Annotated in this window: 14 protein-coding genes; 11 read left to right on the top strand and 3 right to left on the bottom strand. The window is 64.3% G+C overall.

Going from position 1 to position 16,614, the window contains the following annotated elements; genetic code table 11:
- Positions 1-336 precede the first annotated feature (336 nt).
- The 6 genes from V4U86_RS21495 to V4U86_RS21470 are packed head-to-tail and all read left to right on the top strand — an operon-like array spanning position 337 to position 6,793.
- Positions 337-1,080, top strand: coding sequence for an enoyl-CoA hydratase/isomerase family protein (locus tag V4U86_RS21495; protein ID WP_395307935.1), 744 nt, complete (start codon positions 337-339; stop codon positions 1,078-1,080).
- A gap of 26 nt (positions 1,081-1,106) precedes the next feature.
- Positions 1,107-2,333, top strand: a complete 1,227-nt coding sequence (locus V4U86_RS21490) for an amidohydrolase family protein (protein WP_395307934.1) — start codon at positions 1,107-1,109, stop codon at positions 2,331-2,333.
- Between the two features lie 26 nt (positions 2,334-2,359).
- On the top strand, positions 2,360-3,232 hold the full coding sequence (locus V4U86_RS21485) for a TIGR03619 family F420-dependent LLM class oxidoreductase (RefSeq protein WP_395312151.1): 873 nt from the start codon (positions 2,360-2,362) through the stop codon (positions 3,230-3,232).
- A 12-nt stretch (positions 3,233-3,244) separates the two neighbouring features.
- The gene (locus tag V4U86_RS21480) at positions 3,245-4,399 is read left to right on the top strand and encodes an acyl-CoA dehydrogenase family protein (protein ID WP_395307933.1); all 1,155 of its coding nucleotides are present in this window, start codon (positions 3,245-3,247) and stop codon (positions 4,397-4,399) included.
- Positions 4,399-5,178, top strand: coding sequence for an enoyl-CoA hydratase/isomerase family protein (locus tag V4U86_RS21475; RefSeq protein ID WP_395307932.1), 780 nt, complete (start codon positions 4,399-4,401; stop codon positions 5,176-5,178). Before V4U86_RS21480 ends, V4U86_RS21475 begins: the two co-directional genes overlap by 1 nt.
- Positions 5,171-6,793, top strand: a complete 1,623-nt coding sequence (locus tag V4U86_RS21470) for an AMP-binding protein (protein ID WP_395307931.1) — start codon at positions 5,171-5,173, stop codon at positions 6,791-6,793. Before V4U86_RS21475 ends, V4U86_RS21470 begins: the two co-directional genes overlap by 8 nt.
- 42 nt (positions 6,794-6,835) lie before the next feature.
- Here V4U86_RS21470 and V4U86_RS21465 read toward each other — a convergent pair whose 3' ends face one another.
- Positions 6,836-8,458 carry a thiamine pyrophosphate-binding protein gene (locus V4U86_RS21465; protein WP_395307930.1) on the bottom strand — a complete coding sequence of 541 codons (1,623 nt, stop codon included), beginning with the start codon at positions 8,456-8,458 and terminating at the stop codon, positions 6,836-6,838.
- 163 nt (positions 8,459-8,621) lie between these two features.
- On the opposite strand from V4U86_RS21465, the gene V4U86_RS21460 reads away from it, so the two are divergent.
- The 5 genes from V4U86_RS21460 to V4U86_RS21440 all read left to right on the top strand — a co-directional run bounded on the left by V4U86_RS21460 (position 8,622) and on the right by V4U86_RS21440 (position 13,414).
- Entirely contained in the window at positions 8,622-9,806 is a 1,185-nt protein-coding gene (locus V4U86_RS21460; protein ID WP_395307929.1) for an amidohydrolase family protein, read from the top strand.
- Between the two features lie 42 nt (positions 9,807-9,848).
- Entirely contained in the window at positions 9,849-11,075 is a 1,227-nt protein-coding gene (locus V4U86_RS21455) for a cytochrome P450 (protein WP_395307928.1), read from the top strand.
- Positions 11,075-12,163, top strand: coding sequence for a zinc-binding dehydrogenase (locus V4U86_RS21450; RefSeq protein WP_395307927.1), 1,089 nt, complete (start codon positions 11,075-11,077; stop codon positions 12,161-12,163). Before V4U86_RS21455 ends, V4U86_RS21450 begins: the two co-directional genes overlap by 1 nt.
- Before the next feature lie 107 nt (positions 12,164-12,270).
- The gene (locus V4U86_RS21445; protein ID WP_395307926.1) at positions 12,271-12,756 is read left to right on the top strand and encodes a hypothetical protein; all 486 of its coding nucleotides are present in this window, start codon (positions 12,271-12,273) and stop codon (positions 12,754-12,756) included.
- A 97-nt stretch (positions 12,757-12,853) separates the two neighbouring features.
- Positions 12,854-13,414, top strand: coding sequence for an NADPH-dependent FMN reductase (locus V4U86_RS21440; protein WP_395307925.1), 561 nt, complete (start codon positions 12,854-12,856; stop codon positions 13,412-13,414).
- Positions 13,415-13,507: 93 nt separating this feature from the next.
- On the opposite strand, the gene V4U86_RS21435 is transcribed toward V4U86_RS21440, so the two are convergent.
- The gene (locus tag V4U86_RS21435; RefSeq protein WP_395307924.1) at positions 13,508-14,773 is read right to left on the bottom strand and encodes an amidohydrolase family protein; all 1,266 of its coding nucleotides are present in this window, start codon (positions 14,771-14,773) and stop codon (positions 13,508-13,510) included.
- A 51-nt stretch (positions 14,774-14,824) separates the two neighbouring features.
- Positions 14,825-16,321: an aldehyde dehydrogenase gene (locus V4U86_RS21430; protein WP_395307923.1), complete on the bottom strand. Its 1,497-nt coding sequence runs from the start codon at positions 16,319-16,321 to the stop codon at positions 14,825-14,827.
- Positions 16,322-16,614 lie beyond the last annotated feature (293 nt).

The raw sequence follows: 16,614 nt of genomic DNA, 5'->3' as shown, positions 1-16,614 counted from the left end.
GTTGTGACGCGACGAATCATGCCGCCGGTCCCGGCGGCCGGTGACACGATTCTCGTGGAGCGCCAATATCGTTGTGGTACAGCATCTCTGAGTGCAGCACAGATGTGCGTGGTGATGCTACTCCGGGGGGCCGTCGTCAAGTGTGGTACGGAGACTGCCAGGCCGTGCCATCGACGACGCAGCGTGGCAGTGCTGCTAATGGCATGGTCGCAATCTGTTCCGTGCGGCCCGGTGATGGAAATACTGAACGGGACTGACGGAGGTTATATGGGCGACAACAATCGCGATTCGGGTGTCCTTCTTGTGGAAGGCACCGGCAGTGTCCGGACGGTAACGATGAACCGGCCGGATTGGATGAACGCGGTCAACGAGGAGTTGCATTCGGAACTGGCGGATGTCTGGGCCGGACTGCGAGATGACGACGAGGTGGGCGCGGTCGTGCTGACGGGAGCCGGTAGGGCTTTCTCGGCCGGCGGCGACATGGATTTCCTCAACCGCGTCTCCAGTGATCCGGACTTTCGCTACCGGAGCATGGCAGAGGCACGCCGCATCGTCACCGAACTGATCGCCTTCCCGAAACCCGTCATCGCCGCCGTCAACGGTCCGGCCGTCGGCCTGGGTTGCAGCCTGGCGGTGCTGTCCGATGTGGTGTTCATGAGCGAGCGGGCGTTCATGGCGGACCCGCACGTTACCCTCGGGCTCGTGGCCGCCGACGGCGGTGCGCTGGCCTGGCCGTTGGTGATGAGCATGTTGCGTGCCAAGGAGTATCTGCTCACCGGCGACCGCATCGACGCCGCCACCGCTGAGCGCCTGGGGATGGCGAACCACGTCGTGCCCGCCGAGGAGGTGCTGCCCAGTGCACATGCCCTGGCCCGAAGGCTGGCCGACCAACCGAAACAGGCGCTGCGGGACACCAAGCGCGCGCTCAACATGCACGTGACCGCCGCTGTCGGCAACGTGATCGACTTCGCCTTCGCAGCGGAAGCCGAGACGTTTGCCCTGCCGACATTCCGCGAACAACTGGACAGCTACACCACCGACCGAAAGATCGGCAACTCAAGGGCCGCCGCGTCGTCGTGACGCGACCAACAATCGAAGGAGAGAAGATGACGGACATTTCATTGGACTGGCTGGTCTCCGTCGACGACCATGTTCTGGAGCCGCCGCATGTGTGGCAGGACCGACTTCCGGCCAAGTTCAAGGAGGCCGGCCCGCACATCGTGAGTGACGCCGACGGCGAAGCGTGGGTCTTTGAAGGCAAGCGCAAGCCCACCACCGGCCTCTCCGCTGCGGCCGGGAAGAAGCGCGAGGACTTCAGTCCGTTGCCCATCACCTACGCCGATATGCGGCCAGGGTGCTACGAGCCGAACGCGCGAATCGAGGACATGAACCGCGCCGGTGTGCTTGCCTCGCTGTCGTTTCCCTCGTTCCCGCGGTTCTGTGGACAGGAGTTCACCGAGGCCGAGGACCGTGAACTCGGATTGCTGTGCGTGCAGGCCTACAACGACTGGATGATCGAGGAGTGGTGCGGGGCAGCCCCGGACCGGCTGATTCCGATGGTGATCCTGCCCCTGTGGGATCCCGCGTTGGCCGCCAAGGAGATCGAACGCACCGCAGCGATGGGCGCAAAGGCGATCGCCTTCAGCGAGAACGCCTATCAGCTCGGGCTGCCATCCATTCACGATCGCAGCGGGTACTGGGAACCGATGATCGCCGCCGCCAATGACACCGGGATGCCGCTCTGTATGCACCTGGGCTCATCGTCGCAACTGCCCGCGACATCTCCCGATATGCCCATGCTGGGTGTGATCGCGCTCTCCCCGGTGGCGAGTACCGCTGCGGCCTGCATCGACTGGCTGTTCAGCCCCTGGCTGCCGAAGTATGAGAATCTCAAGCTGTGCCTGTCCGAGGGCGGGATCGGCTGGATTCCCTACGTCATCGAGCGTTGTGACCACGTGGTGGAGGTTCAGCGAGGCTGGGCGGCCAAGGACGGTTTCAGTGCGGATGACTATCTCAAGGGCTGGGGCGGCGACGAGAGCAACTCCGGTGGACTGGATCTCTCGGTCATGCCCTCGGAGCTGTTCCGCAAGCACATCTTCGGCTGCTTCATCGAGGATCCGTTCGGGGTGGCGTCCATCGAGAAGATCGGTGTCGACAACGTGATGATCGAGACCGACTACCCGCACACCGATTCGACGTGGCCCAACTGCATCGAGGTGGCACACAAGGAGCTGGCGGGGCTCTCCGATGAGGTGAAGCGAAAGGTCATGCAGACCAACGCATCGCGGGTGTTCAACTTCGCACTGCCCGAGCCTCCCGCGACCCGGCAGTGACCGCGGGCCACCCCCGCGGCTTGGACGTGTGGCTGTCGCTGCCGTTCCTTCCCGCGGAGGGTTTGGTCGCGCTCACCCTCGCGGCGGAGCGGGCCGGGGTCACCGGGGTTGCGCTCTCCGAGCACCCGGCGGTGCCCGCGGAGTTCTCGTCCCCGTATCCCTACGGAGGCGGTCGACCTGCCAGCTTGCCGACCGACACCCTGCTGCCAGACCCGATCGTCGCAATCGCCGATCTGGCAGCACGGACGTCGAGCATCCGCTTCATGACTGCTGTGCTGCTCGCGCCGCTGCGTCACCCGGTGATGCTGGCCAAGGAGTCCGCGACCGCGGCGACAATGTCGGGCGGCCGGTTCGAGCTGGGTGTGGGCGTCGGATGGCTCCGTGAGGAATACGAGGCGCTCGGCAACGAGTGGTTCTCGTCCCGTGGCGCCGTGCTGGACGAGATGTTGGGGCTGATACCGAAACTGTGGACCGGCGCCCCGGTCGCGCACACTGGGCGCTTCTTCACGTTCGATGCTGTTGCGGTCAATCCCGCCCCTGGGCGGCCGATTCCGATCTTTGTCGGCGGGACATCGAAGGTGGCGGCTCGGCGCTGTGCTGCCGTCGCCGATGGCTGGGTCGGTGCCAACCACACCATCGAAGATGTGGCAGCGATGATGGGAAGGCTGGAGACCGCCAGGTCCGCCCTCAACGCGCCGTCGCGCCCGTTCACGACGCGAACGGGACTGCGCGGAGCCGTGACACCGGAATCGGTCCGGGCGTTCCGGGATGTGGGAGTTGATTCACTGCTGCTGGCGCCCTGGCAGGTGGGGGAGCGGCGCCCTTCGATTCACAGCCTCGACGTCGGCGCGATTGCCGAGGCATTGCCGAATATGGTCGACATGATCACGAACACATAGGAGTTTTCCGAGTTGAAGCGAACCCTTTTTGATGACGAGCATGAGATGTTCCGGGATTCCGTCAGAACATTCATCGGGCGCGAGCTCACCGAGAAGTTCGAGCAGTGGGAGCACGCGGGAATCATCGACAAGGCGGTCTTCACCAAGGCCGGGGCCGCCGGAATACTGGGTGTGGCCGTCCCCGAACAGTATGGTGGCGGCGGCCTTTCGGACTTCCGGTTCAACGCCATCTTCCTTGAGGAGGTGTGCCGGGCCGGTGTGATGAACGCCGGGCTGGGCATCTCCAACCATGCGGATGTCGTGGTGCCGTACATCATCAAGTACGGCACCCCCGAACAACAGCAGCGGTGGTTGCCCGGGCTGGCCTCCGGCGAGCTCGTCGGTGCCATCGCGATGACGGAACCCAATACCGGCTCGGACCTTGCGGCGATCTCCAGCTCCGCGGTTCGCGACGGAGACTCCTACGTGCTCACCGGCAATAAGGTGTTCATATCCAACGGTATCAATGCAGATCTCGTCATCGTGGTGTGCCGCACCGGGTTCGAAGGACCTGCGCAGCAAAACCTGAGCCTGATCGTCGTGGAGGCAGATCGCGCGGGCTTCAGCCGTGGCCGCAATCTGGACAAGGTCGGCCAACACTCCGCCGATACGGCGGAATTGTTCTTCGATAACGTGATCCTGCCGGCGGATAACCTGCTCGGCGAGCAGGACCGCGGCTTCTACCAGTTGATGACAATGCTTCCGCAGGAACGCCTTTCGATCGCGGTGACGGCGCTGGCACACGCGCGTGCCGCGTTCGACGAGACCTTGACCTACTGCAAGACCCGGCACGCGTTCGGCCAACCCATCGGATCCTTTCAGAATTCGAGGTTCCAGCTGGCGACCATGCGCACCGAGCTCGACGTCGCACAGGCCTTCGTCGATGCTCAACTGACCGCGCATCTGGCCGGCGAGCTGACCGGCGAGGAAGCGGCGCAGGCCAAGTGGTGGTGTACCGACCTCAACAGCCGGGTACTGCACACCTGCGTCCAGTTGCACGGCGCCTACGGCTATATGGAGGAATGCGCCGTCGGGCGGGCCTGGCGCGACGGCCGGGCAATGGCCATCTACGGAGGCACAAACGAGATCATGAAGGACATCATCGGCCGACGAATGCTGGGTGTCTGATGGATCTGAGTAGTACCGGGCTGCGGGTCGAGCGGCGCGGCCGTACCGCGTGGTGCACTGTGGATAATCCGCATCGACCCCACACCATGTCGGATGCCATGTACACCGGCCTCGCCCGCCTCATCGAAAAGGTCGAGGCCGATCCCGACCTCGACGTACTGGTGGTGACCGGCAGCGGTGATGTCTTCATCGCCGGTGGCGATCCGGGCGCGCACACCGAGGACGGTGAAGATGGCGAGGATGTCGAACTCCCGTTCCCGATATTGCACCGCACCGGGGTTGCCGTCATTGCCGTGATCAACGGACACTGCCAGGCCAGTGGAGTGTGGTTTGCCGTACTCGCCGATGTCGCCGTGGCCAGCGACCGGGCCCGGTTCCGGCTGCCGGAACTGCGCCTCGGCGTCGCCGCGCCGTGGAGTTCGGCAATACTGCCCGCCGTGGTGGGCTTGGCGCGTGCCAAGGAACTTGCCCTGACCGCACGCTCGTTCTCGGCCGACGAGGCGCTTTCGATGGGCCTCATCGGCAGAGTGGTGCCGCATGACGACCTCGAGGAGGCTGCCGAACGTATCGCCTCCGATCTCCGCGAGGCCGGTCCTGCGGCCCGCGCAGCATGGAAAGAAGCTGCACACCGACATATTCCATTGGTCGACGATCGCAGCGTGGGCGCCTCGATCAGGACCACGGAAGCTCACGAAGGATTCACCGCATATGCCGAACGCCGGCCACCGGTCTGGTCGCCGCGGCACACAGGAAGCGAGGATGCACAAACAGATGTCTGATGTGTGGTACGCACCGCGGGATGAGCCCAGCGTCGTCGGGTTGCTTCGGGAACGTGTCGATGAGGTGGGCGATGAGCTGTTTCTCGACTTCAGTGGCCAGGAGTACACCTATCGCCAGATCTTCGAGCGTGCCGCCGCGTTCGCGGCAGGGCTGGGCAAGGCCGGGTTGATGCCGGACCAGACGGTGGCCACGATGCTGGACAACAACGTGGACGCGGTGTCGCTGTGGTTCGCCACCAACCTGCGCGGCGGTATCTGGGTGCCGGTGAACACGGCCCTCAAGGGCAGCTTCTTGACGCATGTCGTCGCGGATTCCGGCGCCCGGATCGTGATCTGTGAGGCGGACTTCGTCGACCGGTTTCGTACCGAGATCACGAATCTTCCTCATTTGGAACGTATTCTGGTACGCGGATCCACCATGTGCTCCTCGATCGGTGCGGTCTCGGTGGAACCGTTGGCCGACTACTTGCTGGAGCCAGACGAAGCCGCCCATGTGGTGCGGGATGCTCGCGATACCGCGCTGATCATCTACACCGGCGGAACGACGGGTCCGTCGAAGGGCTGCGTGATCTCCAACGGGTACGTGTTCAACTCGGCCCGTGGGTTCATCGAGCAGTGCGGACGCAAAGAGGGCGAGCTCAACTGGAGCCCGCTGCCGATCTATCACTTCAACCTGGTCAGCGGCACGGTCGTCGGGAGCATGTTGCTGCGCAGTCCGGCATCGATCGCTGGCCGGTTCTCGGTCTCGGGTTTCTGGCCGGAGATGCAACGTTGCGGCGCGCAGGTGGTGAACCTGCTCGGGTCGATGGGTTCGCTGATCGCTCGGATGGACGACACACCGGAGATGTCATCGTGCCACGGCCAGATTCGTGTTGTGCACGGTGCGCCGTTTCCTGCTGAGCTGCAGAATATCTGGCGCTCACGGTTCGGTGTGCAGGTGGTCGGCGGCAACGCCTACGGGCTCACCGAGGGATTTCCCCTGACCACTCTGCCCGCCGGCATCGCGGCACCGCCGGGAAGCTCAGGCAAGGCAAACACCGAGTGCTTCGACGTCCGGATCTTCGATGACTGCGACCGAGAGGTGATGCCCGGGGTGGTCGGCGAGATCGTCTGCCGCCCCAAACGCCCGAGCGTGATGTTCGAAGGATACTGGGAGCGTCCGGATGCCTTCGCAGCTGTGATGGGTAACTTGTGGTTCCACACCGGAGATCTCGGCCGTTTCGACGAGGATGGCTTCTTCTACTTCGAGGACCGCAAGAAGGACTACCTGCGTCGTCGTGGTGAGAACATCTCCAGCCAGGAAGTCGAGCAGGTCATCCTCGGTCACACCGCGGTCGCCGAGGTGGCCGTGCATGCGGTGCCCTCCGAGGTGACCGAGGACGATCTCAAGGTCACCGCGGTGCTCAAAGCCGGCGCCCAGCTCAGCGAGATCGAGCTGTTCGAGTGGCTCAAGGACCGGATGCCGTACTTTGCGCTGCCTCGCTATATCGAATTCCGTAACGCGCTGCCGGTCAGTGCGGTCGGCCGGGTGCACAAGTATCAACTGCGCGACGAGGGCGCCACCGCGACCACCTGGGACCGCGAGAATGCGAACGTCAGCTGGGACAGGCGATAACCCTGTGGCCCCGTCCGGATTCGGGCGGGGCCACACGGTTTTTCAGTGTGCTGGGGGAGTTCCGGTCCTGACATCGATGAGCAGCGGACCCGTGCGACGCGCGAGCGCAGTGGCGATCCGGTCAAGTTGGTCGGGTCCCTCGATACGCACCGCCGGTACACCCATCGCCTCGGCCACGGCGGCGAAGTTCACATCCCCGAGCAGCGGCAGATCATGGCCCATGCCGATACGGTCGGTGATCTTGAGTTCGGCGCCATAGGCGCCGTCGTTGTACACGACCACAACCATGTCCAGTCCGTAGCGCGCGGCGGTCAGCAGCTCGGTGACGCCCATGGTCAGTCCGCCGTCTCCGACGGTCACCAGCGTCGGCCGGTCGGGCCTGCCCACCGCTGCACCGACTGCCGTCGCCAGCCCGAGACCGATCGATCCGAACGCCACCGTCTCGATGAAGGCCGACGGCTCGGTCACGTGCAGCCACGAGTAGCCCGCCAGCATGAACAGACCTGAATCGCAGACAAAGGTGCGCTCGCGCTCGAACACCGCATCGAGCAGCAGTGTCAGTTCGCGGCTGTCGACCAGGTCGGCTCGCTGCGCGGTGAATTCCGCACGCGGGTCATGCTGGGCCAGTCGCTCGGCGAGTTCCGGAGTGCACAGTGTGCCCGGTCTCGGCAGATTCACCTCATCGAACCAGTCCACCAAGGTGACCGCCGTCTGGGCGGCGTCGGCGTGGACGGCGGCAGCGACCGGAGCATGCCGGCCAAGGTGCGCAGATTCCAGGTCGACCTGCACGATGCGTTTGCCCTCCAGCAGGGACCCTTCCGCCGTGGTGTCAGGGTTCAGGCTGGCCCCGAAAACGATCAGGCAATCGGCCGCCAAGATGGTGTCGGTGGCGACCTGGTGGGACAGGCTGCCGCAGATCCCCAGATCGAATGGCTCGCCGCGGAAGTAATCCTTGGCGCACAAAGTGGTGGCGAGCGGGGCTCCGATCCGTGCGGCCAGGGCTGTCAGCGGGGTGCGGGCATCCGCCAGCACCGCCCCACGCCCGGCCAGGATGACCGGACGACGAGCATCGGCGATCGCTCCGGCGGCCACATCCAGGGCCACCGGGTCCGGCGCAATGGCTTGTAACGCACCGATATTGACCTGACTCGGCTGATAGGTGGTCGAATGGCGCTGGACATCGACCGGCACGTTGAGCACGATGGGTCGACGTTCGGCGCGGGCGCGGCCGAAGGCGCGCGCCACATCGTCGGGAATGGCGTCGGCGGAGTACACCTGCTGAAAGCCCGCGCCGGTCGGTGCGACGATACCGGCCTGGTCGACGCGCTGGCGACCGTGCGGAAGCGAAGGGTCGGTGTCGCCGGCGAAAACCACCACCGGAATCCGACGACGCGCCAGGTGGGTCAGAGCGGTGACCGCGTTGGTCAGGCCGGGACCGTGTGTCACCGAGGCGAAGCCGACCGCACCGGTGACCGCGGCGTACCCACCGGCCATCAGCACCGCACCGTCCTCACGGGCGGCCTTCACATAGTCGACGCCATGGTTGTCCCGCAGCTGGGCGAGCACCTGGATGTTGCCTTCCCCGATCACCCCGAAGGCGGTTGTGACGCGCTGATCGACGAATGCCTGAGCAAGGGCCGTATGGCCAGAGATTTTGTGGGACATTCTGGGTATAGAACCATGCACCGATCATCGGGATCGACTCTGCCAAGCCGTAGTTGAGCTCTTACGGGGGTTGAGCTGATACCAGCACCAGCACCGCCTTGTGCCTCAGTGCTGACCAGCGCAGCATCACGGTGAAGGTTAGAAAATCCCCAAGGAGGAAGACGTGTCAACGGTTCTCGACGTCGATAGCCACGAGATGGCGCCACTGGAGCTTTGGGGTGAGGTGTTCGGCGAGGAGATCGCCCGCCGCATCAACGAAGTCGGATTCGACATCCTGACCAGGACCCGGGCCAATTCGCTGTCGGTGCCGGGGCTGGAAGGTGACACCACTGCGATCAACCAGGAATCAGTGTGGCAACTCAAGGGCGCGACCGCCCCGTCGGCCATCGACCTGCGTCGACGGCCTGCGGTTCTCGACGAGATGGAGATCTCTCGTCAGCTCGTTTTCCCGACCTTCGGCCTGTTCGCACTGATCCTGGTGAACGACCCGAACGCACCCGCCTGGCTTGGGTTCGATGCGCAGAAGTTCGATGGCCGCGCGATCGGCCGCCAAGCGGTCGATGCCCATAACAAGTGGGCCGCCGAGATCACCCGGTCGACATCGAATCGGGTACGGCCGGTTGGCATCGTAATGACCGACGCACCTGCGGAATCGATCGTCGAGCAGGCCAGGTGGGCGATCGACCAGGGTATCCGCGCACTGATGATCCCGGCGAACGTGCCCCCTGCGGGTGCGTCGCCGGCGCACCCCCAGCTGGATCCGTTCTGGCGGCTCGCGGCCGAGGCAGACATTCCGGTCACCATCCATCTCGGTACCGACAGCGGATTCATCAGTTCGTCGGCGTGGTCGCAGGGCGTCGAGATCTTCCATCCCTCCGATAAATCCAGCATCGAACTGCCCATCGAGCCCTACCGCGCGACCAATATCCACTACTGCGCCGAGAACATGGTCTCGACGATGGTTCTCGGCGGAGTCTTCGAGCGGCACCCGGCACTGCGATTCGGTGCCATCGAACTGGCCGCCGGCTGGGCAGGCCCACTCGCCGACCGGTTGGATGTCTGGGCCGACACGATGTTCAAGTCACGACTCAAGGACACGCTCTCGCTGCGGCCGTCCGAGTATCTCGCCCGCAACGTGCGGGTCACACCGTTCTACTTCGAGCCACTGGGGCGCTATTACGAACAGCACACCAATGTGTGGCCAATGTACTGCTATGCAACAGATTTCCCCCATGTCGAGGGCGGTAAAGACTCCCGGAGGGTGTTGACCGAGGCACTGTCGTCGGCACCGCATTCGGCGGTCGAACAGTTCTTCAACACCAACGGTGAGTTGCTGTTGCCGGCGTGAGCCGCACCTTTCCCACCCGGACATCCGAAACGCAAGGTAACCATGACACAGACGCAAGCCGGTGACGGCCTCGAATCCGACGACGCCGCACGTGCGGTGACGTCGTTCGACCACCTCGACCCAGAGCTCAACTACGAAAGACTGCAACAGGTTTACCGTGTCCTCAGCTCGGGTTGTCCGGTACCGAAGACCACTACCCACGGTGGTTACGCCCTGGTGACCCGATACGACGATGTGATCGAGGTCGAAAAGGACGCCAAGACGTTCTCTTCGGCCGGTGGCGTGCTGCATCCTCCGCATGAGGGCCGCCCGCCCAGCATCCCGATCGAATTCGATGGGGCCGAGCACATCGCCTACCGGAAACTGTTCATGGAGGTACTCAGCGCACCCCGGGTGCGTAAGCTCCTGCCCTATCTGGAGGGCCTCACCGAACGGATGCTCGACGGGTTCGCCGCCGGGGATGAAACCGATTTCGTGCAGAATGTCGCGGTGCAGATCCCGGTGCGCGCCGTGGGACATCTGCTCGGTCTCGGCGAGGATGCCAATGAGATGATCCAGGACTTCGCTACCAAGATCCTGGAGAACGCCGGCACACCGATTATGGTGGAGGCGTTGCAGGAGCTCGATGTAGCGGCCGCCGGGCACTTCGATGAGAGACGGCACAATCCCGGTGACGACTATCTGAGTCGACTGGTGCACATGGACTTCGGCGGTCGCCAGCTCACCGATGACGAACTGAAGAACATCTTCCGGACCTTCGTGTTCGCCGGGTTCGAAACCACGGCTCATGCAATCGGAAGTCTGGTGCATCATGTCGTCAGCGATCCGGACCTGCAGGCCGGCATGCGCTCGGGCGCCATTCCGTTGGAGGGTGTCGTAGAGGAAGGTTTGCGCATGCTGCCGCCCGTGCAGACCATGTTCCGCACCACGACCTCACCGACCACGCTCAACGGCAGCGACCTGTCCGCAGGTGAGCGGCTGGTCCTGCTCTACGCGGTTGCCAACCGCGACCCCGCACAGTTCGAGGATGCCGAGTCGTTCTGTCCGAACCGCGTCAATCCCAGACAACACGTGGCGTTCGGCATCGGGCCGCACTACTGCGCGGGAGCGACTTTGGCGCGCGCGGAGATTCATGTCCTGATGAAGGCTCTCCTGAACCGGCCGCCGCTGGAACTGGTGGGTGAACCGAGACACAGTCCGCATCTGATGATGGGCCAGATGATGGGTATCGATTACCTGCCGCTGCGCTTTCAGGAAGGGCCAAGCTGATGAGGTCCGCGGTTCTGCATGAACTTGGAGCCAACCTCTCGGTCGAGAGCCTCACCCCGTTGCCCCCGGGCCCGCGTGATGTCATCGTGGAGGTCCGGGCCAGCGGCATCTGCCACACCGATCTGTCGATGCGTAACGGCCTGTTCCCGACGATGTTCTCCGGCCCGATGATCGGCGGCCACGAGGGTGCAGGCGTCGTCATCGAGGTCGGCCGGCAGGTGTCCAGAGTGGCCGTCGGGGACCGGGTGGTCACGTCCTTCCGGCCCGCGTGCGGCACCTGCACCTACTGCACCGACGGCCGCACCCACCTATGTGACTCGCTGGGCTCGTTGATGCAGCGCCCGCGCGCGCTGCGCAGTGACAACACGCACGTCAACACGATGAGCGGTATCGGTACCTTCAGTCAGTTCCTCACCTGTGACGAAGCATCGGTGGTGCCCGTGCGGACCGACCTGCCCGACGCGCACCTGGCGCTGCTCGGCTGTGGCATGACCACCGGTGTGGGGGCGGCATTGTTCACCGCACACGTCCGACCGGGATCGACGGTGGCCGTCGTCGGTTGCGGCGGGGTGGGGCTGTCGGTCATCCAGGGGGCGGCTGTCGCCGGTGCGGCGCGGATCATCGCGATCGACCCGGTCGCATCGAAACGTGAACTGGCACTGCGGACCGGGGCCACCGATGTCATCGACCCGACGGCACACCCGGCAGCCGAGCAGGTGCGGGAGATGACCCGCGGCCGTGGTGTCGATTTCGCCTTCGACGTCGTCGGTGGACCGGTGACGTTCGCATCGACCTACGCCATGCTCGACAAGGGCGGGTTGATCGTCCTGGTCGGCTACGGTCCGATCGACAGTGAACTGCGACTGCCGGCATTCGATCTGCAGTCCCAGGAGAAGATGGTGAAAGGCTGCGTGGCGGGGTCGGCCCAGATACGCCGGGACTTCCAGAAATTCATCGATCTCATCGAACACGGTCGGCTCAGGACCGATGACATGGTGTCCCACGAGGTGGCCTTGGACGGCATCAATGACGCGATGCAGGCGATGCTGTCCGGGGACGTGGTTCGCAGCGTCATCACCACCTTCTGATCGCCGCCCGCAGGGTGGTGGTAACGGCACTAGCATGACCGAGCCTCTTGGCCGCCGGCCCAGCGCTCCCTAACGTCACAAACAGCCCAAGGATAGAAAGGTCGTCCATGCCGAAGTACTACAAGGTCAGCGATCCCGGCTTCTTCGATGCCATCACCCCGCCCGAGCTGAGGTTCGCGGGGGCGGCGACGCGCGAGGTGATGCCCGGGTGGGATCTCGGTTCCATCGTGATGGGGGAGAACAGTACCGACCCGGACAACGCGGTCGTCTCGCTTCTGCGCATCGCCCCGGGAGACACGCTTCCGCGCCACGCCCATGACTGCTATCGGGTCGAGGTCGTCATATCGGGCTCAATCACGCTGCCGGACGGAGACATTCTGCGGTCCGGGGACATCATGACCTCCGATCCCCGCGAATACTACGGTCCGCACGTTGCTGGTGAACAGGGCTGCCTGTCGGTCGAGATCTTCTCCGCGGCAAAGGGAATGCTGCCCATCGGTGATGCCGAGGACGAGGTCGCCGGCGATGTCGCCGGCCGAGTGAACGAGGCGCTCTCGCGGCTGCAGGGAAGCTCCAACGCTCCAGCGGTGTAATCGCATACCCAGCAAAGCCAGCGCCGGACGTGAGCATCAGCTCGTCCGGCGCTGGTCGCATGCCCCATGAACGCCAGAAATAGAAGGTGACAGTCCTGTGCGAACAAAGAAGCCCCTGGTGGTCGGTATCGGCGGCACCCTGCGTGCCGACTCGTCCACCGAACGGGTACTACGGCACTGCCTGGCCTCCGCCGAGCGCCTGGGCGCCGACACGAAGCTGTTCTGCGGTGACGACCTGGACCTGCCGATGTACAACCCCCACGACTCCACGCGGACTGCCAAGGCGACCGCTCTGGTGGCCGGGTTGCGGGCCGCCGATGCGGTGGTTGTCGCCTCGCCCGGTTACCACGGTGCGGTCTCGGGGCTGGTGAAGAATGCCCTGGACTACGCCGAGGATCTGCGCACCGGAACACGCACCTACCTGACCGATACCCGATGGGGAGCTATCGCGTGCGCGTACGGCTGGCAGGCCGCCGTCGGCACGCTGGGTCAGCTGCGGACCATCGGTCACGCACTGCGCTCCTGGCCGACCCCGTTGGGCGTGGCGATCAACTCCGCCGCGGCCACATGGGGTCCGGACGGGTCGATCCAGGACGAGTCTGTCATCGGTCAGATCGACTGTCTTGCCGCGCAACTCCTCGAAGACATGTTGATCTGATGTGACACACCGGAGCATGCACGATGGGGGCGGGTGGCCGAAGCCACCCGCCCCCATCGCGTCATTCCGCATCGAGGTGTGCGCGCCGTTGCGCTATCTCGGTGCAAGCAGTACCGATTCGTCGAGCATGGACTGCGGTGGCTCCGGGTGGTGATACAGCGCCGCGGCATTGCCGTAACAGATCTTCTTGATGGTCTCGGTCGGCAGTGTTTCCAGCTCGGCGCGGAACAATTCCTGGCTGTCCGGCCAGGAGCTGTCGCTGTGCGGGAAGTCCACTTCGAGCATCATCCGGTCCTCGCTGATCACATCGAGGCGCTGGAATGCGGATGGATCCTCGATGGAGGTGAACCAGAAGTTGCGGTGCAGGACGTCGACCGGGTGAATGGTCGAACCCGCCCAGACCCCGGGTTCGGCTTCCCGTTGGCGGTAGGCGCGGTGCAGACGCTCCACGACCATCGGCACCCAGGAGATGCCGGCCTCCGACAGAACAATGTGAATATCGCTGTAACGCTGTGGAACTCCCGAGAATATCCAGTCGACGACGGTTTCGATCCCGTTGAGTGGGAACAACGCGACCTGTGCCGGTACCGGGGTGTCGGGGGAGGGGCAGCTGATCCGCCCGGACGACCCGATATGCAGATTGATCGCGGTATCGGTCTCGGCGCAGGCCCGCCAGAACGGCTCCCAGTGATCGGAATGCACACTGGGAAATCCGAGCTGGGCCGGATTCTCGGTGAAGCTGACCGCGTGCACACCGCGCTCGGCGTTGCGGTAGATCTCCTTGGCGGCCAGTTCGGCGTCGGCCAGGTAGCTCAGTGCGCACGGGATGAAACGATCGGGATGCGAACCCGCCCACTGTTCGACCGCCCAGTCGTTGTAGGCCTGCACACACGCGAAACCCAACTCCTTGTCCGGCATCCGTGAGAACGTGGTGCCCGCAAACCCCCACGTGATGGAAGGGAAGCACAGCGATCCCCAGACACCCGCGATATCCATGTCGTGAACTCGCGCATCGGTGTCGTAGACCGACGTGCGATAGTCCTCGAGCCGCATCTGCATGGACCGCCACTCGGTGATGGGCCGCCCGGCCGCGCCGTCCATCCCGCTGAAGAAGAACTTCTTGTCGGCGATCTGCCACGCCGGACGGCCGTCGACATCGACCAGCCGCGGAACGTCATCGCGGAACTTGGCCGGCACGGTGTCGAAGAGTGTCGATGGCTCGAAAGAGTGATCGTCGACCGAGATGACAGGGCACCAAACTGGTTTGGGCTCAGGCTCGGGCAGTAACGACAACTCGTAATCGGGGCCGACTGTGAAGATGCTGGAATCGGAAAGCGAATCCTCCAGATCACTGGGCATGAAATCCGTACCTCTCCGCCGCCGGAGCGGCAATCACCAATTTGGAAGGGACTAGAACAGGGGAACTTGTTTGGGTTCGGTGTAGGCCAGCAGGCCTTCGATACCGCATTCCCGGCCGATACCGCTTTGACCGAAGCCGCCGAACGGTCCGTCGAAGCTGCCGCCGACACCGTTGACCAGGATCATGCCGGCCCGCACGCGCTTGGCCAGCCTGGTCGCGCGGTCGACGTCACTGCTCCAAATGCTGCCGGCGAGACCGTATTCGGAGTCGTTGGCGATGGCCAGTCCCTCCTCATCATCGGTATAGGGAATGATGCAGACCACGGGACCGAAGATCTCCTCCCTGGCGATGCGCATACCGTTGTCGCCGCCGGTGAACACAGCCGGCTCCACATACCACCCGGTGTCGAGGCCGGCCGGCCGGCCACCGCCCAGAACCAGCTTGGCACCCTCCGCCTGCCCGATGGCGACATAACCCTCCACGCGCTCGCGCTGACGCTGCGATACGAGTGGGCCGATCTCGGTGGCTGGGTCGGTCGGGTCGCCGATCACCATGGACGACACCATGTCACAGAAGGCGTCGGTGAACTCGTCGATTCGGCTGTAGGGGACCAGGAGTCGGGTCTGATTTGTGCAGGTCTGGCCGCTGTTCCGAAAGGCTGCATCGCGCAGGCCCTCGACTGTGGAAGCGATATCGGCGTCGTCGAGAACCAATGCGGCGGATTTGCCGCCCAGCTCCAGCGTGCATCGCCGCAGGTCGCGACCACAGATCTCGGCGACGCGCCGACCCGCCTCGGTGGATCCGGTGAAGGCCACCCGATCCACACCTGGGTGGCTGATCAGGTGTTCACCGGCCTCTCGGTCTGCCGGCACGACGTTGAGCACACCCGGCGGCAGCCCGGCCTCGTCGAAGATCTGGGCCAGCAGCAGTCCGTCGAGTGCGGTTTCGGGAGACGGTTTGGCCACCACCGTGCAGCCGGCTACCAAGGCGGGCGCGATCTTCATCAGCATCAATGCCTGCGGATAGTTCCAGGGAGCGATAGCGGCCACCACACCGGACGGATCATGGATCACCGATACCGGGGAACTGAGCTCCGTGCGATGTTGTTCGACCTCGAAGCGGTCACCAAGAGCGGTGAAATAGGCGAGAACATGTTGCGCGATGGGGCCTTGAGCATTGCGCGAGAAAGTGATCGGACTGCCCATCTCGGCGGTGATGAGCTCGGCGATCTCGTTGGAATGCTCGGCGTAGATCTCGCCGGCACGGCGCAGATAGCTAGTCCGTTCGGTGATCGGTAGACCCGACCAGCCACCGTCGTCGAAGGTCTTCCGTGCGGCCGCGACCGCACGATCCATATCGGCCGCCGTGCCGTCCGGTGCGTGCCCGATGACCTCGAGGGTGGCCGGCGAGACGATGTCCCGGCGGGCGCCGGTCGAGGACACCCACTGGCCGCCGATGTAGATCGTGTCGCGCTGCCGGGGACCCAGTGTGTGTCCACGAGCTGACATTGCTGACCGCCTTAAATGTCGACGTTGTGATGTGTGCACCGCGTGTAACCGACGTTGTCGAATCACACTGGGCGGCAAACTTTCCCCGGATTCGGATCGGGTGGTCCGCGGTCACTGCGGTGTGTACCTCAAGGGTCGTCGTCGCCGCCGATGTGGTCAAGGACGGTGCGTGGTGGTGACAGTGCCCCGGTCTGGTTAAGGGGTGTCAACGCAACCACCCTTCGTGCGTGCGGTGGAACTAGCGTCTGCGGTAGTTGAACTGCATGACACAGAAACGGAGACACTCCGCACAGATGGTCGACCGATGGGTGTGGTCCGAGGCGGACATGGTC

The sequence above is a fragment of the Mycobacterium sp. AMU20-3851 genome (genome assembly GCF_043974665.1).
In the GTDB taxonomy this organism is placed as follows: domain Bacteria; phylum Actinomycetota; class Actinomycetes; order Mycobacteriales; family Mycobacteriaceae; genus Mycobacterium.
Note: the sequence above shows the minus strand (reverse complement) of the source record. Positions and strands in the feature narration are given on the sequence as shown.

Excerpts from the sequence above, each read along its gene's own strand:
- V4U86_RS21445 (WP_395307926.1), top strand. The coding sequence starts at position 12,271 with ATGCCGAAGTACTACAAGGTCAGCGATCCCGGCTTCTTCGATGCCATC.
- V4U86_RS21435 (WP_395307924.1), bottom strand. The coding sequence starts at position 14,773 with ATGCCCAGTGATCTGGAGGATTCGCTTTCCGATTCCAGCATCTTCACA.
- V4U86_RS21450 (WP_395307927.1), top strand. The coding sequence starts at position 11,075 with ATGAGGTCCGCGGTTCTGCATGAACTTGGAGCCAACCTCTCGGTCGAG.
- V4U86_RS21495 (WP_395307935.1), top strand. The coding sequence starts at position 337 with ATGAACCGGCCGGATTGGATGAACGCGGTCAACGAGGAGTTGCATTCG.
- V4U86_RS21455 (WP_395307928.1), top strand. The coding sequence starts at position 9,849 with ATGACACAGACGCAAGCCGGTGACGGCCTCGAATCCGACGACGCCGCA.
- V4U86_RS21490 (WP_395307934.1), top strand. The coding sequence starts at position 1,107 with ATGACGGACATTTCATTGGACTGGCTGGTCTCCGTCGACGACCATGTT.
- V4U86_RS21465 (WP_395307930.1), bottom strand. The coding sequence starts at position 8,458 with ATGTCCCACAAAATCTCTGGCCATACGGCCCTTGCTCAGGCATTCGTC.
- V4U86_RS21470 (WP_395307931.1), top strand. The coding sequence starts at position 5,171 with ATGTCTGATGTGTGGTACGCACCGCGGGATGAGCCCAGCGTCGTCGGG.
- V4U86_RS21475 (WP_395307932.1), top strand. The coding sequence starts at position 4,399 with ATGGATCTGAGTAGTACCGGGCTGCGGGTCGAGCGGCGCGGCCGTACC.